Source organism: Bradyrhizobium sp. SHOUNA76 (assembly GCF_023006445.1).
In the GTDB taxonomy this organism is placed as follows: Bacteria; Pseudomonadota; Alphaproteobacteria; order Rhizobiales; family Xanthobacteraceae; genus Bradyrhizobium.
Genome location: NZ_JALBHA010000011.1, coordinates 24,399 through 49,745, shown reverse-complemented (window position 1 = coordinate 49,745; position 25,347 = coordinate 24,399). Strand labels below are relative to the sequence as shown.

The 25,347-nt window shown below is 59.4% G+C and carries 27 protein-coding genes and 4 pseudogenes; 12 read left to right on the top strand and 19 right to left on the bottom strand.

Annotation, left to right across the window (positions count from 1 at the left end):
• The first annotated feature begins 1 nt into the window (after window position 1).
• From MOV74_RS03285 to MOV74_RS40965, 6 genes and pseudogenes are all read left to right on the top strand, one after another.
• Window positions 2–163, top strand: a complete 162-nt coding sequence (locus tag MOV74_RS03285; RefSeq protein WP_246917868.1) for an HAD hydrolase-like protein — start codon at window positions 2–4, stop codon at window positions 161–163.
• Window positions 164–173: 10 nt separating this feature from the next.
• Window positions 174–1,214, top strand: a complete 1,041-nt coding sequence (locus MOV74_RS03280; protein WP_246917858.1) for a class II aldolase/adducin family protein — start codon at window positions 174–176, stop codon at window positions 1,212–1,214.
• Between the two features lie 90 nt (window positions 1,215–1,304).
• Window positions 1,305–1,820, top strand: a pseudogene (locus MOV74_RS03275) (transglutaminase family protein); the annotation flags it as partial.
• A 923-nt stretch (window positions 1,821–2,743) separates the two neighbouring features.
• Window positions 2,744–3,106 carry a hypothetical protein gene (locus MOV74_RS03270; RefSeq protein ID WP_246917857.1) on the top strand — a complete coding sequence of 121 codons (363 nt, stop codon included), beginning with the start codon at window positions 2,744–2,746 and terminating at the stop codon, window positions 3,104–3,106.
• A gap of 176 nt (window positions 3,107–3,282) precedes the next feature.
• Window positions 3,283–3,447, top strand: a complete 165-nt coding sequence (locus MOV74_RS03265) for a DUF3309 family protein (RefSeq protein WP_246917856.1) — start codon at window positions 3,283–3,285, stop codon at window positions 3,445–3,447.
• Entirely contained in the window at window positions 3,371–3,781 is a 411-nt protein-coding gene (locus tag MOV74_RS40965; RefSeq protein ID WP_309486776.1) for an exopolysaccharide biosynthesis protein, read from the top strand. The genes MOV74_RS03265 and MOV74_RS40965 overlap by 77 nt, the downstream gene beginning before the upstream one ends.
• A 257-nt stretch (window positions 3,782–4,038) precedes the next feature.
• Here MOV74_RS40965 and groL read toward each other — a convergent pair whose 3' ends face one another.
• The 3 genes from groL to MOV74_RS03245 form a co-directional block, all read right to left on the bottom strand.
• Window positions 4,039–5,679, bottom strand: coding sequence for a chaperonin GroEL (groL, locus tag MOV74_RS03255; RefSeq protein ID WP_246917855.1), 1,641 nt, complete (start codon window positions 5,677–5,679; stop codon window positions 4,039–4,041).
• A gap of 143 nt (window positions 5,680–5,822) precedes the next feature.
• Complete coding sequence (locus MOV74_RS03250) at window positions 5,823–6,140, bottom strand: co-chaperone GroES (protein ID WP_246917854.1); 318 nt, start codon at window positions 6,138–6,140, stop codon at window positions 5,823–5,825.
• Between the two features lie 343 nt (window positions 6,141–6,483).
• The gene (locus MOV74_RS03245) at window positions 6,484–6,753 is read right to left on the bottom strand and encodes a hypothetical protein (RefSeq protein ID WP_246917851.1); all 270 of its coding nucleotides are present in this window, start codon (window positions 6,751–6,753) and stop codon (window positions 6,484–6,486) included.
• A 132-nt stretch (window positions 6,754–6,885) separates the two neighbouring features.
• On the opposite strand from MOV74_RS03245, the pseudogene MOV74_RS03240 reads away from it, so the two are divergent.
• Window positions 6,886–7,322: pseudogene (locus MOV74_RS03240) on the top strand (IS701 family transposase); the annotation flags it as partial.
• 2 nt (window positions 7,323–7,324) lie between these two features.
• On the opposite strand, the gene MOV74_RS03235 reads toward MOV74_RS03240, so the two are convergent.
• Window positions 7,325–7,600 (bottom strand): hypothetical protein, encoded by a 276-nt coding sequence (locus tag MOV74_RS03235; RefSeq protein WP_246917849.1) that lies wholly within the window; start codon window positions 7,598–7,600, stop codon window positions 7,325–7,327.
• A gap of 92 nt (window positions 7,601–7,692) precedes the next feature.
• Here MOV74_RS03235 and MOV74_RS03230 point away from each other — a divergent pair, with 92 nt between their 5' ends.
• From MOV74_RS03230 to MOV74_RS41215, 3 genes and pseudogenes are all read left to right on the top strand, one after another.
• Window positions 7,693–8,058 (top strand): hypothetical protein, encoded by a 366-nt coding sequence (locus MOV74_RS03230; protein WP_246917847.1) that lies wholly within the window; start codon window positions 7,693–7,695, stop codon window positions 8,056–8,058.
• A 275-nt stretch (window positions 8,059–8,333) separates the two neighbouring features.
• Window positions 8,334–8,549: a trehalose-6-phosphate synthase gene (locus tag MOV74_RS41220; protein WP_369010437.1), complete on the top strand. Its 216-nt coding sequence runs from the start codon at window positions 8,334–8,336 to the stop codon at window positions 8,547–8,549.
• 167 nt (window positions 8,550–8,716) lie between these two features.
• A pseudogene (locus MOV74_RS41215) lies at window positions 8,717–8,866 on the top strand (trehalose-6-phosphate synthase); the annotation flags it as partial.
• A gap of 209 nt (window positions 8,867–9,075) precedes the next feature.
• Here the strand turns inward: MOV74_RS41215 and MOV74_RS03225 are convergent.
• Entirely contained in the window at window positions 9,076–9,429 is a 354-nt protein-coding gene (locus MOV74_RS03225) for a hypothetical protein (protein ID WP_246917862.1), read from the bottom strand.
• Window positions 9,430–9,924: 495 nt separating this feature from the next.
• On the opposite strand from MOV74_RS03225, the gene MOV74_RS03220 reads away from it, so the two are divergent.
• Window positions 9,925–10,275 carry a DUF1003 domain-containing protein gene (locus MOV74_RS03220; RefSeq protein WP_404979107.1) on the top strand — a complete coding sequence of 117 codons (351 nt, stop codon included), beginning with the start codon at window positions 9,925–9,927 and terminating at the stop codon, window positions 10,273–10,275.
• 1,031 nt (window positions 10,276–11,306) lie between these two features.
• Here the strand turns inward: MOV74_RS03220 and MOV74_RS03215 are convergent.
• From MOV74_RS03215 to MOV74_RS03195, 5 genes are all read right to left on the bottom strand, one after another.
• The gene (locus MOV74_RS03215) at window positions 11,307–11,552 is read right to left on the bottom strand and encodes a DUF2061 domain-containing protein (RefSeq protein ID WP_246917845.1); all 246 of its coding nucleotides are present in this window, start codon (window positions 11,550–11,552) and stop codon (window positions 11,307–11,309) included.
• A 60-nt stretch (window positions 11,553–11,612) separates the two neighbouring features.
• Window positions 11,613–11,855 carry a hypothetical protein gene (locus MOV74_RS03210; protein WP_246917843.1) on the bottom strand — a complete coding sequence of 81 codons (243 nt, stop codon included), beginning with the start codon at window positions 11,853–11,855 and terminating at the stop codon, window positions 11,613–11,615.
• A gap of 112 nt (window positions 11,856–11,967) precedes the next feature.
• Window positions 11,968–12,339, bottom strand: coding sequence for a signal transduction histidine kinase (locus MOV74_RS03205; protein ID WP_246917840.1), 372 nt, complete (start codon window positions 12,337–12,339; stop codon window positions 11,968–11,970).
• Between the two features lie 26 nt (window positions 12,340–12,365).
• Window positions 12,366–12,869: a hypothetical protein gene (locus tag MOV74_RS03200; protein WP_246917838.1), complete on the bottom strand. Its 504-nt coding sequence runs from the start codon at window positions 12,867–12,869 to the stop codon at window positions 12,366–12,368.
• 145 nt (window positions 12,870–13,014) lie between these two features.
• Window positions 13,015–13,185 carry a hypothetical protein gene (locus MOV74_RS03195; protein WP_246917837.1) on the bottom strand — a complete coding sequence of 57 codons (171 nt, stop codon included), beginning with the start codon at window positions 13,183–13,185 and terminating at the stop codon, window positions 13,015–13,017.
• A 608-nt stretch (window positions 13,186–13,793) separates the two neighbouring features.
• On the opposite strand from MOV74_RS03195, the gene MOV74_RS03190 reads away from it, so the two are divergent.
• Window positions 13,794–14,471: a Crp/Fnr family transcriptional regulator gene (locus MOV74_RS03190; protein WP_246917836.1), complete on the top strand. Its 678-nt coding sequence runs from the start codon at window positions 13,794–13,796 to the stop codon at window positions 14,469–14,471.
• Window positions 14,472–14,658: 187 nt separating this feature from the next.
• Here MOV74_RS03190 and MOV74_RS40760 read toward each other — a convergent pair whose 3' ends face one another.
• The 9 genes and pseudogenes from MOV74_RS40760 to MOV74_RS03150 all read right to left on the bottom strand — a co-directional run bounded on the left by MOV74_RS40760 (window position 14,659) and on the right by MOV74_RS03150 (window position 25,345).
• Window positions 14,659–15,228 (bottom strand): AI-2E family transporter, encoded by a 570-nt coding sequence (locus MOV74_RS40760; protein ID WP_309486775.1) that lies wholly within the window; start codon window positions 15,226–15,228, stop codon window positions 14,659–14,661.
• A gap of 206 nt (window positions 15,229–15,434) precedes the next feature.
• Window positions 15,435–15,608, bottom strand: a pseudogene (locus tag MOV74_RS40960) (AI-2E family transporter); the annotation flags it as partial.
• Window positions 15,609–16,373: 765 nt separating this feature from the next.
• Window positions 16,374–17,132 carry a DUF1236 domain-containing protein gene (locus MOV74_RS03180; RefSeq protein WP_246917834.1) on the bottom strand — a complete coding sequence of 253 codons (759 nt, stop codon included), beginning with the start codon at window positions 17,130–17,132 and terminating at the stop codon, window positions 16,374–16,376.
• Between the two features lie 132 nt (window positions 17,133–17,264).
• The gene (locus tag MOV74_RS03175; RefSeq protein WP_246917832.1) at window positions 17,265–17,849 is read right to left on the bottom strand and encodes a hypothetical protein; all 585 of its coding nucleotides are present in this window, start codon (window positions 17,847–17,849) and stop codon (window positions 17,265–17,267) included.
• Window positions 17,850–17,984: 135 nt separating this feature from the next.
• A complete protein-coding gene (locus MOV74_RS03170) occupies window positions 17,985–18,230 on the bottom strand; it encodes a hypothetical protein (protein ID WP_246917830.1) in 246 nt (81 codons plus the stop codon).
• A 92-nt stretch (window positions 18,231–18,322) separates the two neighbouring features.
• Window positions 18,323–18,676: a phasin family protein gene (locus tag MOV74_RS03165; protein WP_246917828.1), complete on the bottom strand. Its 354-nt coding sequence runs from the start codon at window positions 18,674–18,676 to the stop codon at window positions 18,323–18,325.
• Between the two features lie 1,196 nt (window positions 18,677–19,872).
• Window positions 19,873–21,816 (bottom strand): glycosyltransferase, encoded by a 1,944-nt coding sequence (locus MOV74_RS03160; protein WP_246917825.1) that lies wholly within the window; start codon window positions 21,814–21,816, stop codon window positions 19,873–19,875.
• Entirely contained in the window at window positions 21,813–23,198 is a 1,386-nt protein-coding gene (locus MOV74_RS03155; RefSeq protein WP_246917860.1) for an HlyD family efflux transporter periplasmic adaptor subunit, read from the bottom strand. Before MOV74_RS03155 ends, MOV74_RS03160 begins: the two co-directional genes overlap by 4 nt.
• A 155-nt stretch (window positions 23,199–23,353) precedes the next feature.
• Window positions 23,354–25,345 carry a bifunctional diguanylate cyclase/phosphodiesterase gene (locus tag MOV74_RS03150; protein WP_246917823.1) on the bottom strand — a complete coding sequence of 664 codons (1,992 nt, stop codon included), beginning with the start codon at window positions 25,343–25,345 and terminating at the stop codon, window positions 23,354–23,356.
• Window positions 25,346–25,347 lie beyond the last annotated feature (2 nt).

Sequence of the window (25,347 nt, the reverse complement as noted above, 5' to 3'; positions counted from 1 at the left end):
GATGATCGGTGACAGCCTCGACCATGACGTGGCCGGCGCCGCCAGGGCCGGCATGCTGACGCTGCTGCTCAGATCCGGCGTGCACCGCGACCAGGCACGACGCCCTTCGGCAGGCGCCGACGTGCCGATGCCGGACTGGACGATGCACCATCTGGCTTGGTGAGAGGCGCGCAATGCAACATCAATCTGCCCTGCTCAACGAGCTTCGTCGCATGTCGGCGCGCGTCGGCCGCAACATCCTCCTGGTCCAGGGCGCCGGCGGCAATTCCTCGATCAAGCATGATGACATTCTGTGGGTGAAAGCCTCCGGGACCTGGCTTGCGGATGCGGAACAGAAGGACATCTTCGTGCCGGTGCCGCTCGGCGCGGCACGCACCGCGCTGGCGCAAGACGACGTACGCGTGCCCCTCGCCGCCAATGCCGGCACGACACTGCGTCCCTCGATCGAGACTTCGCTGCACGCGCTGATGCCGCATCCGGTGGTTCTGCACGTGCATTCGGTCAACACCATTGCCTGGGCGGTGCGGACCGATGCGCGGGAGGAATTTGCGAGGCGACTGGATGGTCTGGCCTGGCGCTGGCTCGACTACCATCATCCGGGACTGCCGCTGGCGAAGGCCGTGCAGAATGCGCTGGCGCAGGACAGGATCGATGTGCTGATCCTCGGCAATCATGGACTGGTGGTCGGCGCCGAAACCTGCGCCGCCGCGGAGGCGCTGGTCGACGAGGTCGAGACTCGTCTCGCGCTCGAGCCGCGGAGCACGATTGGCCCTGATGAAGAGGCGCGGCGCTCGCTCTGCGCGGGCACGCCGTATCGCCTGACAAGAGACCCGCAATGTCACAGCATCGCCATCGACCCCTCCAGCCGTGCGATCGCGACCAGCGGCTCGCTCTATCCGGATCACGTGGTCTTCCTCGGTCCGGGCTTACCCGTGCTGGAACGAGGCGAGGATCTTCGCGCCCTGACATCGCGAGTGCGGGCGGACGGGCTGCCGCATCCGGTTGCGCTGCTCATTCCAGGCCTCGGTTGCGTCATTCGCAAGGATGCAAGCGACGGCGCCGAGGCGATGCTGAGCTGTCTCGCCCTGGTGATCTGCCGTTTGCCTCTCACTGCGCAGGTGCGCTACCTAACTCAGAACAATGAGGCCGCGTTGGTGAATTGGGATGCCGAGCGATATCGCCAGCAACTGACCGCAACCCGCGGAGCCGACTGAACTAACAATCCTGACTTCCGGGTACGAACCCTGCGCAGCCTCGTCGGGGTCACCCTATCGTCCACTACATTATTGGTGAACGACAACACCATTCCCCAGTTCTCGGACCCGGAGGGGGTCCTACGAAATTGGGCACAAATGTTCGTTCGAGGAAGTCGGACTGATACGCTGTCGCTGCTAAAGGACCTGAGCGTCGGCGTTTCGGAAGCTGTCCGGTACCAGAGCCGTGAGGATGAGGGTACCCAAACGCCGGTAGAAACATTAAATCGTGGCTGGGGATCATGCCGGGATTTCGCGGTGCTGTTCACCGAAGCAGCACGCATGCTCGGGTTTGGAGCCAGGATCGTCTCCAGCTATCTTTACAATCCAGAGCAACAGAGCGTCGGATCGAGCGATGCGGGATCAACCCACGCGTGGGCCGAGGTCTTCGTACCGGGCGCCGGCTGGATCACTTTCGACCCGACGAATCGCAGTCTCGGCGGCTTCAATCTGATCCCGGTCGCGGTCGCGCGCGACATCCGGCAGACGATTCCGGTGTCCGGCAGCTTCGTCGGCAGCATCGGCGCCTTCGCCGGGATGTCCGTAGAAGTTCTTGTCACATCATAGATCGACGCATTGAACCTTCGGCAGCCTTTCTGATCAGTCGTTCAGCTTCAAGGCCCCCACGGTTTCTAGAAGGGCCTTCAGGCTCCTGCTCATGGTGGGCATCGCCTATTGCGCCTACTCGTCAGTGGGGCTTGGGTCAAAGAGTGACATTGCGATGAGTGATGCCGATGAGCAATTTTGACCATGAGCTCGCGCTGCGTTGCGGCACAATACTTCTAACCGCCCTGCTCTCGGCATCCATCGGTGATTGAGAGAATGTTTGCGAGGGGCGCAGCTATAGCCAATTGATTCCCGCTAACGGCAACACCCGCTGAAAGGATCGCCGCTAGGGCAAAATGGAATTGAGCGATTGGCACAACCTGTCGACAGACTTTCAGGGCTGTCACTGATCCACGTGAATCCACACGCAAGAAACAAATCGGCGATAGCTGGAACTCTTGTCGGCTTGTCCTGTTCATTCTTTGTCCGATTCCGGACGCATGAGAATTGGTGGATACTATGACAAGAATTCTATTAGCGACAGTCTCTGTTCTCGCATTCGCTTCTACGTCATTCGCGGCGGAGACTGGCAAAACCGTTGGCCAATCGCCCTCCTCGTTCTACCTGGCTCAGGATACTGCGACCATGAAGTGCCAGATCGTCGAGAGCCAGCCTACTGCCGGCGGCAGCATGAAGGTTGTCGGCGCCGCTCACACGACAAAGGCCTCGGCAGAAGCGGCTTTGAAGGCAGACAAAACTTGCGCCAAGTAATCGGTTAAGTCGCGGCGCGAGTACAGAGGCGGCTCTGCGAGTTCGCTAGAACCACGAATCCTCGGATCCGCCCCCACCAGCGCCTCGAGCGCCCTGGGTCGAGGTTCGTTATCGGCCAGCGGCACGCAATCGACTTGCCGCTTGAGATGCTCCAAGTTCGAGAGGATACGACCATGGACCAGCAGATAATGAAACACGCGATTGCGGTCGCACTCTTCGGTGCGGCGACGCTCGGCTCGGTGCTGCCTTCGGGGGCAGCTCCGACCTCGCCGAGCACGGCTCTTCTGACACAAGGGGCTTCTTCGTCCGCAGTGACAGAAGTCTACTACCGACGCCACTACCGCGGTCGCGGCTACTACGGCGCTCCGGGGGCCGCAATTGGTCTTGGCATCCTGGGTGCAGCGGCTGGAGCCGCCGCTTATGGAGCCTACGGTGGTGGTGGCTATTACGGGCCGGGCTATGCGCCGGGCTACTATGCGCCAGGCTACAACGGCGGCCCGTATCCCTATCGCCGCCAATACTACTCCCCGTATTAAGCGCACGAGAGACGCTGTTTGGGCGTGGCAACCTCTGTCACAGAACCATGCCCACTCAACGCGCGCTCGAGCGCGCACTCGATCGCGATGGCGCGGCCGCGCCCTTGTGATCCGGTCAACTGCATCGGCCCCTCCATCCGGGGCCGCGTGCAAGGTCCCACCAAAGGAGTCGGACAATGTCGATCGGACTTATCCTCATCCTCCTCCTCATCATCTTCCTGCTTGGTGGCTTCAGCGGCCGCTTCGGCGGCTACGGCTACGGCTATGGCCACGGTGGGATGGGGGTCATTGGTACCATCCTGGTCATCCTCGTCGTATTGCTACTTCTGGGTCGGCTCTGACCCTCGCAGCGTCGGCTGCGTCGACCGGGCGCCTCCCAAAATATCCGCTCCCCGGCGTACCGGGTCCCAACGAGCCCCGACCAGCTCAAGCCGACAATGCCCGCCGATGATGGGGGGTGTGCCTGCCTCGGTCCTGCTGCAGCGGCTGCACGACGAGGCACCGGCAGATCACTTTACTCTGGGCTGGCTGATGGGTCGCCTACACAAGCGCTCCTTCGGCCCTATCATGCTGCTGCTCGCTGTGGTCGCTATTGCACCGGGTGTCTCGATCGTAGCCGGCCTGCTACTCATGATCCCCGCGTCCCAGATGATCGCGGTCTTCGGTCTCTGGTAATCACAGGAGCGACCAACCAGGGCGGAGCTATGCACTTCCCAAAATCCAGGTGCGTCCTGACTGGTTTGGTAACAATTCTCAGCCGCCACCCGGCTGCAATGTAAAGTGCTGATTTTGAGATTGCGTCCTCACGGAACTCCGTGAAACGGCGAGAATTCACGACGCTTCCCAGCGGCCGCTTTTTTGCCGGTTCCTGCAATAAAGGCCCGGCATCTCTGCCGGACCTTCGTTGTTGTTGAGCTCTAAACGAGCTGGACTTAAAAATCCATACCACCCATGCCGCCACCTTGAGGCATGCCGCCACCGCCGGCGTTCTTCTTTGGCAATTCGGCCACCATGGCTTCGGTAGTGATCAGGAGCGCCGCAACAGAAGCCGCGTTCTGAATCGCCACACGAACGACCTTGGTCGGGTCGATGATGCCCTTGGTGACCAGGTTGCTGTACTCGCCGGTCTGGGAGTCAAAGCCGTAGCCATACTGATCCTTCTCCAGGATCTTGCCGACGATGACGGAGCCGTCCTCGCCAGCGTTGATCGCGATCTGGCGCGCCGGATAGGATAGCGCCTTGCGCACGATCTCGACGCCGGTCTTCTGGTCATCGTTCTTGGTGCGCAGCCCCTTGAGATGCTCGGAAGCACGCAGCAGGGCGACGCCGCCGCCCGGCAGGATGCCTTCCTCGACGGCCGCGCGGGTCGCATGCATCGCGTCATCAACGCGATCCTTGCGCTCCTTCACCTCGACCTCGGTCGCGCCGCCGACGCGGATCACCGCGACGCCGCCCGCGAGCTTGGCGAGACGCTCCTGCAGCTTCTCACGGTCATAGTCCGAGGTGGTCTCGTCGATCTGCGCCTTGATCTGCGCCACCCGCGCCTCTATGTCGGCCTTCTTGCCCGCGCCGCTGACGATGGTGGTGTTCTCCTTGTCGATCATCACCTTCTTGGCGCGACCGAGCATGTTGAGCGTGACATTCTCGAGCTTGATGCCCAGATCTTCCGAGATCGCCTGGCCGCCGGTCAGGATCGCGATGTCCTGCAGCATGGCCTTGCGGCGATCACCGAAGCCCGGCGCCTTCACGGCCGCGACCTTCAGACCGCCGCGCAGACGGTTCACGACCAGGGTCGCAAGCGCTTCGCCTTCGACGTCTTCCGCGATAATCACAAGCGGCTTGCCACTCTGGACCACGGCTTCCAGCAGCGGAAGCAATTCATTCAAGTGAGACAGTTTCTTCTCATTGATGAGAACGTAGGCATCTTCCATTTCGACGCGCATCTTGTCGGCGTTGGTGACGAAGTAGGGGGAGATGTAGCCGCGGTCGAATTGCATCCCTTCGACGACCTCGAGTTCGGTCTCGAGCGACTTGGCTTCCTCAACCGTAATGACACCCTCGTTGCCGACCTTCTTCATGGCGTCGGAGAGGAACTTACCGATCTCTGCATCGCCATTGGCCGAGATGGTGCCGACCTGGGCGATCTCCTCGTTCGAGGTGACCTTCTTGGAGTTCTTCACGAGGTCGGCGACCACGGCTTCCACCGCGAGGTCGATACCGCGCTTCAGGTCCATCGGGTTCATACCGGCGGCAACCGCCTTCGCGCCTTCACGGACGATCGCAGCCGCGAGTACAGTCGCGGTGGTGGTGCCGTCGCCGGCCGCGTCAGCGGACTTGGAGGCGACTTCGCGCACCATCTGGGCGCCCATGTTCTCGAACTTGTCCTCGAGCTCGATCTCCTTGGCGACGGTGACGCCGTCCTTGGTGATGCGGGGGGCACCGAACGACTTGTCGAGAACGACGTTCCGGCCCTTGGGACCGAGCGTGACCTTGACCGCATTGTTGAGAATTTCGACACCACGCAACATCCTGTCGCGGGCATCTACGCCGAATTTGACTTCTTTGGCCGACATCATGATCTCCGTTTTCGACTGGTCAGATCCCAAGGATCGCGCACCTGGGCGAGCTGTTAAGGGGCGGGATTTGAACTTACGGGCCTCATCCTGCGAGGCGCCGGCTGCGTCGACGGCTCAGGATAAGGAAAACTGACTGGAGCTTAGGCGACCTTCTTCTTGGCGGCGGGCAGATCGACGAGAACGCCCATAACGTCGCTTTCCTTCATGATCAGCAGTTCCTGACCATCGAGCTTGACCTCAGTACCGGACCACTTGCCGAACAGCACGCGGTCGCCGACCTGGAGCTCTATCGGGATCAGCTTGCCGGCTTCGTCGCGGCCGCCTGGACCAACCGCCGCGATCTCGCCCTGCGAGGGCTTTTCCTTGGCGCTGTCCGGAATGATGATACCGCCAGTGGTCTTATCTTCGGCTTCGATGCGCTTGACCACAACGCGGTCGTGAAGCGGACGGAATTTCATGCTGTCCTCCTGCTTTCTCGTTGTTGTTGCTTTGGACGAAATGGCAGTCGTGGCCAGCGAGTGCTAACAGCACATAAGCCGCCGCAAGGGGACGTACAAGACCGTCCTGAAACGATATTCTGCTCTGAGCATCACGAAATAGCTGCCAAGACCGCGGCCGCTAAGGATCCGGTGAAGGCCAGCCGTATGGTGCGAAAGTCGTTGGACGCCGCGTCATCAGATTTAAGAAAGCTTCCCATCGCGCAGGGGCTTTGCGTTGTTCTCGACATGCGCCAGAATACGCCGGACGTCGGTCGCTTCCTGTGCAGCCATTCAGCGGTGCTTGTCGAGATCGAGTGGCTCGTCACTCACGAGGCGCGTCGGCATCAATGCACCGAGCGTCAGCCAAATCGACCGGATTGATGGAAATCCTCTCCATCGTTGAAGTGCGCGGCGGCGCCGCCGGCACCGTCATCATAGTGGCAACCCGGCGAAACGACGCGAACGACAATCCTTCGATCATCTCCTCATCGGTGATGACCTCGTAGGCACCCGGAGGCAGCAGGCGGTCAATGCCCTTGATTCGGAAGGGATGCTTGAAGGTGACCGTTTCGCGTCGGGAGCGCATGGTCATGATCGGCTATCCTTCAGAGACAGCTTTGCATCGGCGCTATCGTGAAGCAATCCGTTTACAGTGCTCTTTGTGCCGAGATTAGCTATCTCTCTATCATGAGATGGCTGCGAAGTCACCAAATACAAGGCGATGCACATCGCGGATTTGTTGTCGATGCCGGCGGACGAGATGCTTGCTGATTCCAAGTGAAACAATGCGAGTTGGCGATCGGCGAGCATCGCGACTCGGAGAGAAGAAAGGCTATCCGAGATAGACCTGCGGCGGTTGGCTGCAACGTCATGGCGCGATGGATCTGCGAGCAAGCGCATCTGCAGTTGAAAGAGGAATTCTGTTTCCATCACTTCGAGTGACGGTCCTGGCACGGTCTTCACCGTCACGCTCTTATGACGATGATTGCTTACGCCTTCTTGCAGCACTGCCGCATTGCCAAGACGGGGCGGAAGAAGAATCGATGGCCACCACCTCAGCCCAGCCTACCGGCCGCGCGTCTACATCGTCGCTCTTATTCCCCGGCCATCAGATCCGCGATACCCATACTGCAAGACAGGTCAGCGACTCTGCCAAGTTAGTGTCACCGCACACGCGAAGCGTCTTTATGATCGTGCAGGAAACGGGCGATCCGCGTCTTCAACAGGGTGGCGTCGTGCGATTTGCCCGAGGCCGCCTGCTCGAAGAGCCTGCGCTGGACGTCAGTAGGCAGATCATTCCATTCGCTGACAAGGGCGGCACCCAGGCATTCCAGGACTCTGCGCTCCACGTCCCGCAAATCGCTGGCTCCATAGGGTAAAGGCCACGCCAGCTCCTGCGCTCCGCCTTCCTCGTCCCAACGGTCGAGAGCGGTTGCCATTGCTTCTCCCGACGTTGGCCTTCGACCTTTCTTTTTGACCATTCCATATAGTCGCACATATCGGCATTAAGCGCCATTCGCTGGATCGCGGGTTGATCCGAAGCGGCAATCCTTCCAGTACCGAGAATGCCGCGGCCGCGGAACTCGGTAGTTCGCCGATCCGTTATTGCAACGGTTTGTTCGCGCGGCGTACAGGCTCAAGGTTCACCATGGATGTGATCGTTACACCGGCAGAGGGAGGCACGGTTTGGCAGCTGACGGACCTGCTCGGCCGCTCGATGGGGCGCATCACGGCAAGCGCTCCCCGTCAGTTCATGATCCATCCGGAGGGCCACGCATCGGAAACTATGGCCGGCATTCTGCAAGGGCCGCACGCCTCGCTCGACGCCGCACTGGCTGAGATCGAGAGGCACACCCGGGGCGTCTGCCGTCGAAATCCCGGCGAAGATCAGTTTTAGACAGAGCCCAACAACCCAGCTGGTCGGCAGAGTATCCTATGTTTGCTGTGAGAAGATCTACATGTTTTACAGGTAACGCCTTGATCTTGCCGCTCAATATCCATGCGTCCCGCTGACCTCAAGCGCCCAGATTGCCTGATGACGGGACCATCGGTTCCGGAGAAGGACTTGTGGCTCCGGCGGATGTACCGCTCGATCAATTGCGACTGCCGTGTTGGCCGAGACCTGGGTGCATGACTACCATCTGATCCCGATGGCCGAGGAACTTCGCCGAAATGGCCAGTGGCGCCGTGAAATCCCGAACGGCACGCCGGCTCCAGGAGTGTCTCCGGGGGCGCCAGCTCATCATTGGGGTGGACCGGCTGGATTTCAGTAAGGGCCTCGAGCGCCGGTTCAAAGCGTTCGCCGCCTTTCTCGACGGTTATCCCGCGTACCGCAACCATGTCCCGCTTGCTGCAGATCGCCACCGCAACGCTCAGCGACGTTCCTGAATACCGTGCACTGCGGCAGCGGCTCAGTGCGCTGGCGGGCGACGTGGCCGGTCGCTACGCGAACTCGATTGGGCGCCAATCCAGTATTTGAACAGGAGCTCTTCCCAGCGCTCGCTGGCTTCTTTCGGCTCGGCCGCGTCGCTCTTGCCACTCCGCTGCGCGACGGAATGAACCTGGTTGCCAAGGAGTCACAAAACCTCGATGACCCGGGCGTGCTCATCCTCGAGCCCTTCGCGGGCGCGGCCTACGAACTCGACGCTGCCGTGATCGCCAACCCGTATGACCCCGACGCCGTCGCCGAAGCATTGCAGACAGCGCTGAGGATGACACTTGGGGAGCGATGCACGCGTTGGCGGGCCATGATACGATACTGCGTCGCAACAGCATTATGGCGTGGCGCGAGAGTTTCCTCGGGGCACTCAGCGCTAACTGAGGAGGTCGTTCGGAGGGTAGCATCACTGCAGCAGGTCGCGATTCGCCCGTCAACCAAGTTGCCCCAGTCCACCGATAAGGTGTTACTTCGAGATCATCTCCGGGGCGGAAATGATCCACGAGTGACGGGACCAGTTGTCTCCGTTTCATCGTCGCGCCGAACCAGATACACCAAATGCAAATCGCCCGCAGCGTTCTCCGTTTTCGCGTCAACGTAATAGACTTGTTCTGCTGGCTCGGCGCGACGCACCCTAATCGGCGACTTCCCATCCCAAAGCGGCCTGTGCCCGGACGTCATTCGCTTCAAGTCCTCTTGCAGCCAGCCCTCCTTGCCGAGTTCTCTGGCCTGGCGAAACGTCGCGGCCCTGAACGCCAGTATCGGCTGACCATCGATCTCCAGCACGAAGATGGGTAGAGGTGGCGCCTCGGCTTTCGCTGGCATCATCATCTGAACCACCCTCTCCTCGGCTGGCCGAGGCGCCCTAGGCGCAATTCGGTCGGTCCTTTTGTCAGTCGGCGCTTGCGTACCGTACACTCCTCCCCGGTGCCCAATTCATCGCTCATCTTCTCGATCTCGCGATTCGGCCAGGAGAGATTCCGGCAGACGGACGCCGACAAAAAGATCGAGGCCTGTGGCCGGTCGGCCCCTCTCTCCATGTTTTGCAAATTTTGACTAAGCCATAAACGTCCGCCGATTCACCCCCTGCTTCTAACGAGGCTACGCAAGGAAGACGCGATTTGTCGGCGTTCATTTCGCTCAGGTCCGGCTGGAAGCGACCGAGCAAACCGGAGCATCTGGCGGCGCAATTGAACAAGTTGCGAGATGCTGTAGCGGATTTGACTGTCTGTTCGCTTGCACTGAAGTGACGGCATGACATCAACACCATGGATGGTGGGGGCGCGTAACAGGCGTAATCGACACCGGTAGAGATCTGAAACCAGAATGGAACTGGGGTTCCTCCTCCGCTGGTCAATATTGCTCACCACTCCAAATAAACAATTAGCGCTTCTCATCTTGCTGAACTTAGTTCTTTCTTTCCAAGCTGCTTACGCAGCGCCCATCATCATGATGAGCCAGAACCGTCAATCCGAGATTGACCGCAGGCACGCAGAACACGACTATCGAACAAATGTGAAGGCTGAACTCGAGATCGAACTGCTGCACAACAAGATTGACGCCTTGCGTGAGCAAGAAGTCTTGCAGCTACTGAACATCATTCAGCGTTTGTCTGCGCACCTTGCGCCCGAGCTTGTCGCGGCTATCGAGGCCGAAGCGGTGCCGGGTAAGACCTAGGCGGTGACGACATTGTCTGTCATGGACCAGAAGGGAAGCGGGAAGCACTGAGTGTTTATCGGGCACGAGATTTTCATTCCCGCTCCATCGTCGAGTTTGTCAGTTAGAGGGCACTTGTAGCGCTGACACCTTCGAGGCGACGTCACGTACGACCGGATCCGCTAGTCAAGGCACAAGCTGCTCGCGATGTTCCTGAACAGTTCGTCAGGTCGTTTTCGCACCACGTGAACACCTTCGCCTCGACCAAGGCAACGGCCTCAGTGCGGGAGCATCTGAGGCCGCTAAGCCTTCCGCCGGGCATTGGGGCAAAATGTCGACCGGTCGGTGGGCTTGGCTCTCGGAGATAAATCTCCGATTGCTGAGGACCAAGAACTCCCAAGATCAATCGTTCCAGCCGCTTGAGAATATTGCCTGTCCCAACTTGGGCAATATTCGAAAGACTCAGGACGTGCCCTCCGCCCCCCGGGGCTCACCGGCGGCACTGACTTGCCATTTGATGGAAGCGATGACTTCGGTGCGTCGCCGTTTTGGGGTAGCGCTAGGACAAGCAATCCGCTCGAGCATGCCAGCACGCTACGCCGATTCTGCACCTGATGAATAACTCCCCTTTGGGTCACCTCGTTGCGGAAGATGAAACCAGTTGACCTTCCCGCGACCAAAGCGGCTACCCATTGATCCGAGGGTGGTCAATATTGACCAGCGGCCGTCCGAGTTTCAGGTCATATTTCGCCAAAATGGGGGTTGGCGGATCAATGCAGTCACTCGACGATAAGCTTTTTTACCTCCGATCCATTTCAAAGGATCTCAATACACAGCTGCTCACTTTGATCGCTTTGCGAGAGAGCACCAACGAGGCCCACAGAAGGATCGCCTATCGGGGCAGGCGCAGGAGGCGACGACGCGAGAGAGAGAGAATTTAACGGCAATCATCCTTTTCTACGCTTTGCAGGACTTACCCATGTCGGTCGACGCTCGCTCCTCCAACTACTAAATAGGCCGAAGTCGCTCTTGCGCAGTGAGCCAAGCGCGAATCAGGTTGAGCTGGACGCGCCACCGGTTGGTCCTCGCTGGTCCCAGAGAATGACGGACCAGGCTCTTTCGTGAAGATAGTAGAGGATCATTTTCGTGATCGCTTCAGCGCCGGCGATCGAGCCTGCAACCTTTACGCTGCCCGTGAAGATGAAACTTAGCACGAAGGTGTCGATACTACCGGTAACCCTCCAACTGACGGCCTTGACGATAGAGCGAAAATGGGAATCTCGTACCCGAATGGACATCGGTTCCTCCCGCTCCCGGCGTCGGCATAAGATCTCGAGACCTACGGGCAACGACCTATATCAAAAAGCAAAAGGCCTGGCGTCGCCATCCGCATTCTCGGGTGCCATGTGTCCGCCGGCGGCCGGAGCTTCGGCTCGGCGACGATGGCCATCCTGCTGATCAAGAGAGCTGCCACCGAGGAGGCATACCGGATCACATTGGGTACTTTTGTCCGGGTCGATATCGATCTTGTTCTCCGAATTGTCGTTGAATGTACTGTGAGTCGAAACCGTATTGTACTGATCCTCCAGGATCTCGCCCACGACCGAGCTGTGGTTTCGCAGCTCCGCTTATCACCAAGCGCAGGTCATTCTTCTACGATTGTGGTACTGAGCGCACATGACTCCAGTCGCGAGATTTCTCGTGGTCCAGGTCTCAGGCCAGCCTATGAAAGGCTGGCGGCAACACCTCCCGAACGAGTTCACTTAGATCTAAAGCCTCGCCGCTTTCCGTAATGTCAGAGAATAGAACCTCGACAAAGGGATGCTGGCGGTTGAATGCGGCGCCTCGCTGGTACTTCGCGCTCACAATCCGCTGAAGCGCGCCAAGGTTCAGCCTGCCAAGCGCATTGTATTGACCGCGGAACAGACTTTGTCGTCCTCCACGGTGCTCGACAGACTCCGCCCAAACGTCCATCACCTTCCGGCCCATGAACGCCTCGATCTGTTCATTTCCATCCTGAGCAAGAAGCCGCAACCCGTCCATGGCATGTGGACCGTCATCGACCCGAAACTGTGTAAGTGACATGGAAACCTCCTGTTATGGGCGTCCGGTTAGATCGGCAGCCCGTCGCGAACTGCGCCTCCCTCGTTGTCCCACCGTGAGAAAGCCAAAGTGCATGATCTCGCATCGGCGGGCATGTCTTCTGTTAGAGGCAATTTGCCGCGACCGGCGTCATCCTTGTGGTTATGAAGAAATCGGGCGATTTGGCCGCGGAGCGCCGCCGTCTCCAGCAATTTGCCAATCGACCCGGCGGTGTCGAAGATCTCCCGTTGCAGCGTCGTCGGTAGAGCGTTCCATTGCATGATGATGGCTGCGCCAAGACACCGCAGAACAAGCTCTTCTTCGGCCGCAAAGGCTACGCCGTGCGATCGGCCCTGTTCAGCCACGTGGGCTGCATTGTCATACTCGTCCGCCAGTCCCTGCTCGTTATCGGCGAGCGAGGCAAATCGGTCCTGCAGCTCTTGAAATCTACGGATCTCATCCGGGTTGGTCGAACGCTTAATCAGTTCGTCGTAATCGGCTGCTTTTGCGCGATACTGCTGAGATTCAAACATGCCGGGCCCTTTCGTTTGAAGTCTCGGCCCATCTCCGACCATCCTCGATGGTCGAACTTGCCTAAATATGGGGATCAAAGCTTCGAATAACGAGCCCCGGCGTACAAATAAGATGGCACAAGAGTGAGCAATATTGACCAGCGGACTAGGCTGCCGAGCCGGCATACTGCCTCATCACCGCACGATCATCGGCATCCATGGGCACCGGAGAGTTCGATCTTGCTTCCATCTTTTCCGATTCACGACGCAGCGACTTGAGAGCCACAGTAGTAAGGATGACATGACAGAGCCACCGCCCAATGATCTCGATCGTCACGATTGGGCTGCCCGGGCATCTGAGGCTTTGGCACAGGCAAAGAAGTTGCCGCCCGGCTCGATGCGACGCAAAGCCATCAGAAGCGCCGCGCAACTTCGCATCGCCGCAGACATGAAGGAATGGCTGATACCGAAACAGCCAACGGTGCGCCGAAGGCGACAGGCTGACGGCGAGCCATCGCCATAGGACGTCTATCAAACTCGGAATCGCGAACTGCCTCGCTCCGCCGATCTCGGGGTTGAGTTGAGGCCAGCATCCTGAGGCCGGTTACGCAGGCCCACCGGCGTCGATATCCGCACATTTGAACATGTCAACTGCGCTCACCCTCACATCGTAGCTGTCGCAACTGATCTGGTGAGTGACAGCCGCAGCCTATGCTCGATGCGCTTGGGGAAGCAGGCGATGTGCCCGGCGGGCCGCGAACTGACGCACTCAAAAAGTCGGTTTTTTCGTAGAACTGGTGGAAATGAGCAGGTAATGTTTGAGAATGTGGCAAGCCCCGCAAGTGTTTAGCTGGCTAGAACAGCACTCGTCGCTCGGCTCAAGACGCCAGGGCGCTTGGCCGCTAGCCGAAATCGGGCAAGTTTATTGAGTCAAAGGAGGCTCCCGTGGCAAAGCCAGTCAAGGACGTCTTTGACCCCAAAGAATTCCTCGCCAAAGTGGGCGGGGGTAAAACGATTCTCGACCTTCCCAAGAACCAGCATGTATTCCAGCAAGGCGACGTCGCAGACTCGGTTTTTTACATTCAAAAAGGCAAAGTCAAGCTAACGGTCGTGTCTGAGCAGGGTAAGGAGGCGGTCGTCGCAATTCTGGAGCCCGGCCAATTCTTTGGCGAAGGATGCATGAACGGTCATCCTTTACGCATCGCGACGACAACGACGATGGAAGATTGCGTTATCACGTCGATCACCAAAGACGCGATGATGGGGGCTATTCGTGAAGAGCCGAAATTTTCACAGCTCTTCATGTCGTATCTCCTGACCCGGAACAGTCGGATTGAGGAGGACCTGATCGACCAGCTCTTCAATTCGAGCGAGCGGCGGCTTGCTCGACTGCTGTTGCTGCTCGCCAATTTCGGCAAGGAAGGCAATCCGCAGCCGATCAGCGCGAGCATTAGTCAGGAAACATTGGCGGAGATGATCGGGACCACGCGATCCCGCGTTAGCTATTTCATGAACAAGTTTCGCAGGCTGGGCCTCATCAGCTATAATGGGCACATCGAGGTCCACAATTCGCTGTTGAGCGCGGTTTTGCATGAGAAGCCCCTGCTGAGAGAGCGCGACTAGCAGGTCGGTCGCAAGAAACGACCCCAGGGCGTGGGGGCGCGCTGAGGCCGTCATTTCATCGGATGCTTGGGGGGCATATGCATCCGGTCGCCCCTCACCAAGTCGCGCCGACGGTGTTCGTTCCGCAAGGGATGCGAGGTCGAGATCCGGCACACCAAAAAGTGCGTGAAAACGCCAGTCGACGTCACTATTCCCCTTCGAGGAAATGACCCAGCGCTTTTAGTGGGCGCAACCTGTCGCAGATGATCTTCAGAATAGCCAGCATCGGCACAGCCAAAATCGCACCAAGCACGCCCCACATCCAGAACCAGAACACCAGCGACAGGATAATCAGCACCGGGTTCAGCGTGAAGCGCCGCGCAAGCAGCAGGGGCGTCAATGTTTCGCCCTCGACGAGGTGAATGCCAAAGTAGAGCACCGGCGGCAGCAAGGCCCACCACAAGCTCTCGAAGCTCAGCATTCCGACCAGGACGAAGATGCAGACGCCGAAAAGCGGCCCCAAAATTGGAATGTAATTCAGAAGGAAGGCCGTGGTGCCCCACAGCAGCGGATCTCCCAAGCCGCAAAGATACATCGCCGCCGCCGTCGTGACACCCACCCCGGCATTCATGGCCGTAATTGTTAGCAGATATCCTGATATGTCCTCCTGGATCTGCTGAGAGATATCGACGGCCTGTCGCTTGTTGCTGAACGTCGGCAGGATTTCAACGACCCGCCGCAGGAATATGTTGCCCGCGACCAGAAGAAAATAGAGCACCAGGACCGTCGTAAACAGGCCATCGAGTATAGAGCGCGTGCCGGCGAAAGGACGCCGGTTATGCCCAGATCGCGGCGAACCGAAACAATTGACCCCTTGCCAGGCGGAGCATCTGCAGCCTGCTCGGCCTGTTGAATGACTTTTTGCAACGTCTGAATCGGTCCACTGACAAGCCGTAGGTGTGCCTCCAGGCGCGGGATGCCCTCGGGCAGCCGCTCAGCCCAGGTCGTGGCTGGCACCGATAACGCCGCCACCAGTCCTACAAGCGCTCCAATGACCAGAAAGACAGTCAAGAGCGCTCCGACAGCCCGGGGAAGATGCAAACGTCCCAGGAGGCGGACAGCGGGTTGAAGCAGGAGATTCAGCACGAGGGCAAGCATGACCGGAAGAATGATCGAGCTTGCGACGTAAAGCGCCGCCAGGACACCCAATCCGAACAAGCCGCCGAGAAAAAACGTCCGCGGATCAGACGGGAGTGGCATCTCCGTCTCATTGGCAACCTCGATTGCCGCAGCGTGTGGTTCTGCTGGCGACATCCAGCGGGACGGAAGGATTTTGCGGCGGCGGGATGTCGGCAATCATGGTTTTCCTCTGGAGATGAGCGGATCATCTCTTCGGTGCCAACCACCCCCTTCCATCGTCAAGCTCCGCGAAAGCACAGGCGGGAAGGGCTTGCTCCGCTCTTCAGGCTGGCTAACAAGCTGACCAGGAAACCGCTTAGATTGCTACGAGGACGACTTCGTCGTGACCGCACCTGGCGCATTTAAAGGTACGCACATCAAAACCGGGCTTGTCCGGTTCGATGCAGACCAACGTCATCGGTGTGCGGCATCTCGAGCAGCCATGAATTCTGAAGTCTGCGGCACTAAGCCTTGGATTGGATTGACTAGACGGCATGATACTCCCCTTGAGACCAGGCGGGAGCGCGACACTCTCAGTCACCGATCGGTGCCTATGGTAGGGCGGTGATCCAAACAACCTAGCTTTTTGGGTTCCCTTTGGGCTGGTCAATATTGCTCGCTTTCGCAACAAGACTCGCGGATGAGAAAAACAGCATCACGCGCAGCGCCCGGTCAGATGTTGAGGGCGGCTCCTGAGCCGCCCTCGCGTTTTGTAGCTGCCTGTCGTGTGATTGCCGAGCTCGCCTAACCCTCGATGATGTAAACGATCTCATGCGTGCTCGGACGAAGGATGAAGTACTTGCCGCCCACAAGGATGAAGTCGTATCCGCGCCATTCCGGATAGATTTCCACGATACGTGACGGCATCGGGTAATACCGGACGCCGGCTGGGACAGACGTTCCGATCGAGAGATTGAAATTCACGTTCGTTACTTCCTCGACCTTCTCTTGCTTGATCGCCGAGGTTATCTGGGTGCGCTTCTCGGCGGGAGGCGATGCCGTCGCCGAGGTTGCCGCATTTCCCGTGGTCCTACTGTCGGAAGTCGAGGGCTTGGTCTCGGCAGTCGGCGCTTTCGAGTCCTTTGAGGTGGCGGTCGACTCAACGGCCTTTGCCTTGCTGTCGGCTTTCGGCTCGCTTGCCGTCTTGCTGTCGGAAAGCGACTTCGATTCAGCGGTCGGATTCTTCATGTCCTTCGAAGTGGCGGTCGGAGCAGTCGAGTCCGATGCCTTCGACTGGCCCTCGGCTTTCATGTCGCCGGTCGTTTTTGCGTCCGGCTTGACCTGCACATGTTGAGGCTTGCCCTCTTTTGACGCAGCGCCCGGCGTTGCTGTCTCGGCTGGCTTTGCTGCTGGTGCATTCATCGGCACCGCGCTATCGCCTTTAGGCGAGGCGGCAGCCGGCGATTCCTTCGCTGCTCCCTGATTAACGCCTTGAGCTGTCGCAAGCCCGGTCGTGGCCAATAGCGCCGCGACTGCCGCAGAAACCATTAAGGACTTTTTCATCTGATATTTTCCAATTCAAATCGAGTCTATGCCGACGAGCGTCGGCCATACGGTGGAACGGTCCCAACAGACTATAGTTCCGCTGCTGTCTTCGGTTGGAAGATAGGCGCCGTCAATTGACGACGATTACATTCAGCCTTTCGTTCGGACTCCCGGACGCGCTCTCGCGTGTGGCTGAATTGGCTCTCGAACAGGCACTAAGCGCGCTCGCAAAAACCGCCTCTTTTGCTTCTGCGCGGTCTTAAATTCGAGGACGTAATTTTGAATAGCGTGCTTGGCAAGCACACTTAAGCGGCGCGTGAATTGCCATGCCTGCAGAGTGACGACCCAGTCCTGGGCTTGACAGAACTTGTCGTAGCACCAGGCGAAAGCAGGAATTGATATAAGTTTCTCGCGGCTAAGTCTGAAAAGCCGCTCAATAAGCAAGAATTTGAGGAGCTCGCCAAAGACGAGGACCATAAGCCCTCCAACGAAGTGTCCTGTCGCCGTCAGGTAAGCTGCGACCGGTTTGACAGGCTCCAGCAGAACAACCGGCACGATGAACAACGCCAAGGTCGGATACGGCCCAAGCGACACAATCCGCGCCCGCACGCTCTCAAAAACCCAGCAATCCGCCAGCCAGCGAAGTACAGGCTTGGCGAGAGCGAAAAGCACGACGTCCACCAAGAAGTAGACGGCGGCCATCAGAAATACAAAGGATTTGAATATGCGGCGCAAGCTGGCTCTCCAACGAGTCAAAGCGCGAACCCATCATCCGTTCACCAGCCAAAGCGGTGATTGCAAAACCACCATGGGACGTTTGTTCAGCCCGCTGTCGGAGCTTCGCTGCCGGCCGGTCGATCGTTCAGGGCTTTAGGTGCTGTGCTGCCGATAGTCGAGCGCGGTCAGTCCATGGATGGCACGCTCGCACAGCTTGCCCACATCGCGCTCGCCGTCGTCCGCAGCCTGCACAATTCTCCTGGCAATGATTTCCCGATCTACCTCGAGCTGGCCGATGTGTTGAAGCGTTCGACATGCTAGGTCGTACGCTGCGGTCACGGCGATTACCTGCCCTGGGTCAACGGATAAGCTTTCGAAAATCGGATTGACACTGGCCATAATGCTCCTCAAGGCGAGCTCGTTTGCCAAGCTCAGTTATGCCTCGCGATGAACCAGAGCCACTTTGCTCCCGTCGCCGCGGGACAGACATGTTACCGATTTGTCGGGGTCATCTTTGCGACAAGCCCTGCGAATGGCTTGTACGACTGCTTGGCAAGCTCGCCATAGAGCAGGCCGATCTTCTGCGTCTCCGCAACGAACGTGTCATAAGTTGCCTTGGCGAAGTCGGCCTGAACCTCAATCGCCTTGTCGAGCGACTTTACGCCCGAGAGCTTCTCAACAAACAGCTTCGTGTCCTCGAGCGACTTCTTCGTGTAGTCCCCGTAAGCACTAGCAATCGCAAGGAAGCCCCCGGGGAAGGCGCTGGATGGAGCTCCTGTCTCAAGTTGATCATTGCCATTCGGTTGGTGCGGAAAATTCTGCTTTGTCCGGATCTGATCTGACATTTGTGTTTCCCTGTTCGCTTGGTGTGGATCAACGTTCAGCACCACCAATAGTTGCTTCGGGTCCGTCAATTGTTGCCGGCTTGCTGCGCGGCGTGTGTTTGTACGAGGAACAACCGCTGCGAATGCGCGTGCAGCGGAATTGTCATCAGCGGTCGGCTAGCCCCCTACCGGTGGGGCGTCGGCGCGGACAGGCCAGCCATAGCCGGCGGACGCCCATCCATCGGAACGATCTGACAATTACATGTTCGAAAAAAGAGTCGAATCGTGAAAGCGCGTGTTTGGGATAACCAACGCTAGTTCGGGAGGTGATCAATATTGGTCAGCGGCAGCAGCATGCATTGCTCAACGATGGTGCATCACCGCTCCCAACGGCATCCACCGGTGACTGGGAGTTTCGCGCTCCCGCCATGATCAAGGCTCGCTCCATGACGATCCAGCGACCGACGTGTCCCAAATGCCAGATAAGCATGATCCTGGCGCGCATTGCGCCCGGTCCCGCCGGCTTTTGCATTCATACCTTCGAATGTCCCGCTTGTGACCTCATCCACCAGCTCCTCGACGAGGTAGTCGACCCGATGAATTGCGCAAATACTTTAGCTTGGTTTCAGGGGGAGCTGCGGGCGCCGACATAGCACGCGCGCAACCGAAGTGATCGGGCGCTAAAACCATCGATGTAGGCATTGCGACGCCGATGCCGACGGTGCGAGCCTGGCTTCGCAACGGCAGTGACCCGCTCACCGGACATCTGGCTCAGCGCATCGTTTCGCGAACTCAGCGCCGCCCTTCGACATATCGAAGGATGGTCTCCGAAAGGCGGACGACCAGTTCCTTCAGCTCCATATTCTCCTTTTCGAGAGAGCGAAGGGCGCCCCTCATTCGCATCTCGTCGTCCGGACTCTGAGGCCAAAAGCTGGGTGACTTTCGCTCGACGATCATTCCTTCCTCCCAACAGTCCGCCCCCCCAAGGATACATGCTCTTAGAGACACCGATTCGCTGGTCAATATTGCTCAGTTTCAACGACGAGCGCGTTGGTTATCGACCGACCCTGATCTGCGGCGACGCTCTCCGTTGTGGCTCGCTCTTGCCGCCCATCAGCACGACATCCTGGTGGGACAGCCATGCTGCCCAATGCCTTCCATGCAGCCGCCCGAGCCGCGGCGAAGCCTCGAGCCAACGATATCGCCTGCAGACGTAATCACCCGAAAATCCGCATTATGATTGCCTTGCCGAGGGGGGCGGCACGTATGCCGGTGAATGCAGTGACGTAGTCGCCGGAATAGAAAGCTCGAATGAGATCAACGCGCGTGTTGAGGGTCTCGTCGAATCGGATTGCAAATCCATCCGCTGTACGCCGCACGACCAGAGCGGCGAGAGTTCTCTCCCGAAGAGTGCAATGAACGGCAGTGCCAACGGGTGGAGGATTGTTGCTGACGAAGCGGGCACCCGTGATCGACATATCGGCCAGACGGTAGATACCGGACCGTCCACCGATACTGAAAAGAACCGGCTCAGTTCGCTCGAACCGCTCGGCCTTTCGCCGCCGCGGCTGCTCGATGGACACCAGGCAGACGATCGTCAGGATGACCGCATTGTATAAACTCCAGGCCAGCGCCAGGCCGCCATAGGCGATGATGTCGCCTTGCGCATGAAGCACGAAGGCATAGGCAATTCCGGCAAGCGTAATCGCCAACGCGGGCCCGTAGACCCTGAGCAGCGGCCATTCGATGAAACCATGATCGCGATCTCCGCCCTTTGGAGTGACCTCGAATTTGTGCCCCAAGGGCTTGAGCAGTCCCGTTGCGACCGCTTTGAGAACCGCCGGCAGGGCAATATATTGAGCGACGTCGGACATCACCGCCATTGACCGTCCACGAGAAATCCAGGCCATGGTGAGCGAGTACCAGACATAAAACGGCAGGAAATATCCGAGGAGTACGAAAAGATCCGCCTGAACGGCTTTGATGCCGAACAGAAGATATAGGCTCGGAACGACAAGACCGAAGACCTTGACGACATAGGTCGAGGTCCAACTCATGAATGCTTCGACGAGGGACAGCCTGTCGACAACATCCAGCCGCGATCTTCGGGAAAAGGGGCCGCTGCGCCCCCGAAAGATCTGCATGAAGCCAAGACACCATCGGCTGCGCTGAGTGATGTACTCCTTGAGCCCCTCCGGGGCCAACCCCAAGGTCAGACGTTCGTTCAGGTACACCGTGCGCGCGCCGATTTCCTTCAGCCGCAGCGTCAGTAGATAATCCTCCGTCACGGAATCGGTCGGAAAGCCGCCAATTTTCACAAGTGACGAGCGTCTGACGACCGACGACGTGCCGCAGCAGAAAGCCACGCCCCACGCGTCCTTCGCTGGCATCAGAATATCGAAGAAGAAGCGCTGCTCGTCCGGCCAAACCTTGGTCGCAGCCAGGTTGGTTTGGATCGGATCCGCATTGATGAAATGCTGAGGCGTCTGCACCACGCCTACGCCAGGATCGCGGAACAGGCACATCGCGCGAGCGAGAAATTCGGGCATGGGAACGAAATCGGCGTCGAGGATCGAAATGAAGTCGGGAGGATCGGCGAGCCCCGTCACATGCCGCAGAGCGTGGTTGATGTTGCCGGCCTTGGCGTCCTTGTTGTCGGGCCGAGCCAGATAGCGGCAGCCGAGCTCGCCTGCAAGCTTTTCGAGCCAGCGGCGCCGCCCGTCGTCCAGCACCCAAACTCGATAGTTAGGATAGTTCATTCCAGTTGCGCCGACGATCGTGCGCTCGAGAATCGAAACTTCCTCGTTGTAGGTGCAAATAAACACGTCGATCAGGGGAGAGACCTGTCCGGCAAGCCACCGTCTGTTGGCTTCGACTTGCGGCGTTCGGTCGGTCGTGCGGCTGAGAAACAGCAGCGACAGTGCACTCGCCGCGAGTGATGCAGCCTCGACGCCGAGGAACATTGCTCCCACGACGAAATCGAAGGTCCAGCCGACGGGCGGGATCGTGGACGTAAGGCGCCATCCAAAATAGCGGATCATAAGCAGCAATAGGATCGCGGTCATCAGCGAACGCGCTGCAGAGTTCCCAGGCCGCAGCCAGGGCAGGATGGCAAGGCAGAATCCGAGCGCAAGAAGGCCCGGCGTCAGCGCGGCGATCATGGCTTTCTCGCACTATCTGCCGAGAAGATGACGCGTCCGGTTCGCCCGACCGGACAATCGTTGGAGCCATCGTTAAGTGCGGGGACCGAAATCGTGGCACGATATGGTTCCTTGCTCAGCGCATCGGGACTGATGGCGAGGTTGGCCGCGGCCCCCGCGGAGCCCGTGAGATTGACCACGATGCCGGCCAACTCGGGCCCTTCGGCGCTCGGTCGGAAATGCGCGACCGATCCCAGTTGCAGGCTGTTGTACACACTCTCCCTGACGTTCGCCGTCACCACCGCGCCGGAACAATCGAGCAGGCGAACGAGCGGTTGGCCGGCCCGGACGTCCTCACCTGGCGCAGTCAGGATCTCCCAGACGCGACCAGCGACGGGGAATGTGATCTCCGCTTCCGAGCGGCTGACGTAGCGAGATCGCTCGGATTCAACCTCACCCTCGAGCCACGCGATCTGCGCATCCGCATGCGCGACGTCCGCGATGAGCCCTTCCGCCCGCTGCCGCATTTCCTCCTCACGCTGCACCGAACTCGGACGATCGTTGTAGCTGTCGCCGAGAAACGTGCCTTGGCGCGCGGCGGTGAGCTCGACCTGGGTCGCATCCAGGTGGCGGCGCGCGCCGATCTCGGTCTGCAGGGCTATGGTTTGATCTCGTGTCAAGCGCCCAAGCTCGACGGAGGAAACGCTGCCTGACTTGATGAGCGACAAGGCTCTTTGCACGGCAGCCGCCGCCTCCTCGCGCCGCGCCGCGGCCGCCTCGATCGAGGTTTGGATCTCGGCGATGCGCGCCTCGAGCTGACGAATACGCCCCTCCGTGAACAGGGCCGCCTGACGCGCCAGATCCTTCTGCGCTGCGCGGGCGGAGGCTATCTTCGAAACGAGGCTTGGCCTTTCGTTTTCCAGGCGAGACATCTGGCTGCGCAGATCGTCGAGCCGCACGCGGTCACCGCGCGGGTTGACGACGCGAAGGATGAACGTGCCCTCCGCGACGATGCCTGTATCGCCCGACAGACCGGCGCCGGCTGAAACCTTGCCGTCGATCGGTGATCTCAATGTCACCAGTCTCGAGTTGACGACGGCTTCGACGCTTGACGTCTGGAAAAGCGCTCTCAGAGGGAGCCAGCCGAATACTGCGACGATGGCGATGCCCGCGGCCGCCTTCACAAATCGCAGTGGTATCCGGCTCGGCTTGGATTGCGCCACATTCGCGGTCGGAGCGTCAGTCTCCGGTGCCTCGGTCTTGCGGGGATTAAGATGCCCGTCCAACTCGTGCCGTGGGCCGTACCCGCCATTTGTTGCGCCGTCGATCGACGTCGTGAGAGGTCGACCGGTGTGTGGACTGCCGCTTTCGGGTACGGAGTTGCAACGCGATTGATTTTCCATGGTAGGCATGATCACCAACGCGCAACCTCGGCGAGAGATGCAGGCCACGGAAGAAAATGTCATGTTGGTGAGACAAGCGCTAACCGAAAGGCGAGAATGGTCGACAATGGCGGAGGGCCGGGAGCCGCTCCGCCCACGGAAGTGCAGGTTTCGTGCTACCGTTCAGCCGTGGCGTTGACCACGTGCAGCTTGGGCACGGGCGAAGCCGGCGGCATTGGCCTCGAGAAGCCGGCCAGAATGCTGGCGCCGAGTTCCGAGGCCGGGACCGGCCGGCCGAAGAAAAACCCCTGGACCTGATCACCGTCGGCCGTATCGAGAAACGCCGCCTGGCTGGCGGTCTCGACGCCTTCGACCGTTACGCGCATGTTCAACTCGCGTCCAAGCGCGATGATCGCTTTGACCACCGCTCCGACCTGGCAATGGGGGCCCTCGAGGCCCTGCATGAAGGTTCGATCGATCTTGATCTTGTCGAACGGAAATCGCCACAGATAGCTGAAGCTCGAATAGCCTGCACCGAAATCGTCCATTACGATGGCCACGCCCATCGCCTTGAGAGTCAGGAGCTGCGCCATAATTGTTTCGGTGTTGCCGAGCAGCAAGCCTTCGGTAATCTCTAGTTCGAGCCGGTGCGGCGCGAGTTCCGCCTCCTTCAGTGCGGCAGCGACGATGTCGCTGATGGTGCCCGCCACGAACTGCTGGGGTGACAGGTTCACTGCAACGGTCAGGTGCGCCGGCCAGGTCGCGGCGGTGCGGCACGCCTCCCGCAACACCCACGCCCCGATCTTGTCGATAAGCCGCAAGTCCTCGGCGATCGGAATGAAGGTCAATGGCGGAATGAGCGTTCCGTCCGCCGCGGGCATCCGGATCAGCGCTTCGAAGCCGGCAAGGCGGCGCTGAGCTATTTCGAAGAGCGGCTGGTAATGCAATTCGAAGCGATCATTCAGTACCGCCTCGCGAATCGCCCTCTCGAGCTCGATGCGAGCTTGTAGCTCTATATCCATCTCTGGCGCGAAAAACCGGATGCAGTTGCGGCCGGCAGTCTTGGCCGCGTACAGCGCGAGGTCGGCACTCTTGAGCAATCGCTCCGGGGTGGTGTCCTCTTCCATCGCCAGCGCCACGCCGATGCTAGCGGTGGTGAGGATCTCGTGCTGCTTGAATTTCACGGGCGCATTTACGGCGGCGGCGAGACGGCGCGCAAACGACTCGGCCTGCGCCTTGCCGGCGATGCCGCCCTGCACGACGACGAACTCGTCGCCGCCGAGCCGGGCCGCCACGTCGTCGATTCTGACCGCTGCGCGCAGACGCGCGGCGATGGCCTTGAGCAGGAAGTCGCCGCCGTCATGACCGAGCGTATCGTTGACCTCCTTGAAGCGGTCGACGTCGATGAAGTGTACGGCAAGGCTGCCGCCCCGCATCTGCAGGCGAGCGACGGCTCTCTCCAGCTTTTCGATCAGATGAGGGCGATTGGCCAGCCCGGTCAACGCGTCGTGATGGGCGAGAAACCGGATGCGCCGGTCAGCGTGTTTCACCTTCGTTTCTCGATACCAGGCAATTGCGGGAATGGAGAAGGCGAGACCCGACAGCAGGCAAAGGAACACGGCCGCGGTCAGGAACGTGTTGTGGACATTCTTGCGTTGCTCGGTTTGGTCCACGTAGGCCGCAACGACCGCAGTGGGGCGACCATCGATCTGGACCGGGACATAGGCGCGGGCGAAGAATGCCGGTTGGTCGGGCGAACTGCCCTCCCTGACGTCGACGATCGTTTGACCGTCGACCACCGATCGCGCCGCATCGGGGCTGTATTCAGACAAGTCGACGAGCGCGATCTTTTCGCGGGTCGAAACGAGCTGGGAATAGCCATTACGGTTGAATATTTCGTAGTGAAAGACCTCGCCAGAATTTCGCGCCGACAGGAAGAACGCAATGCTCGCGGCGGAAGGCTGCTCGCCGCCGGCGATCTGCTCGAGATCGGTGACGCTGGCCGCCAGGAACCTCGCCCAGCTACGAGCGGTCGATGTCGCATCTTGACGTAGAAGGTAATCGGTCGTGATTTTCAGGGTGATCCCGGTTCCCATCAATAGAGTCGCGAGCGCGGCGACGATGGTAACGATGTTTCGCTGAGGCCAGATATTGGCGAGCGATGGCATCC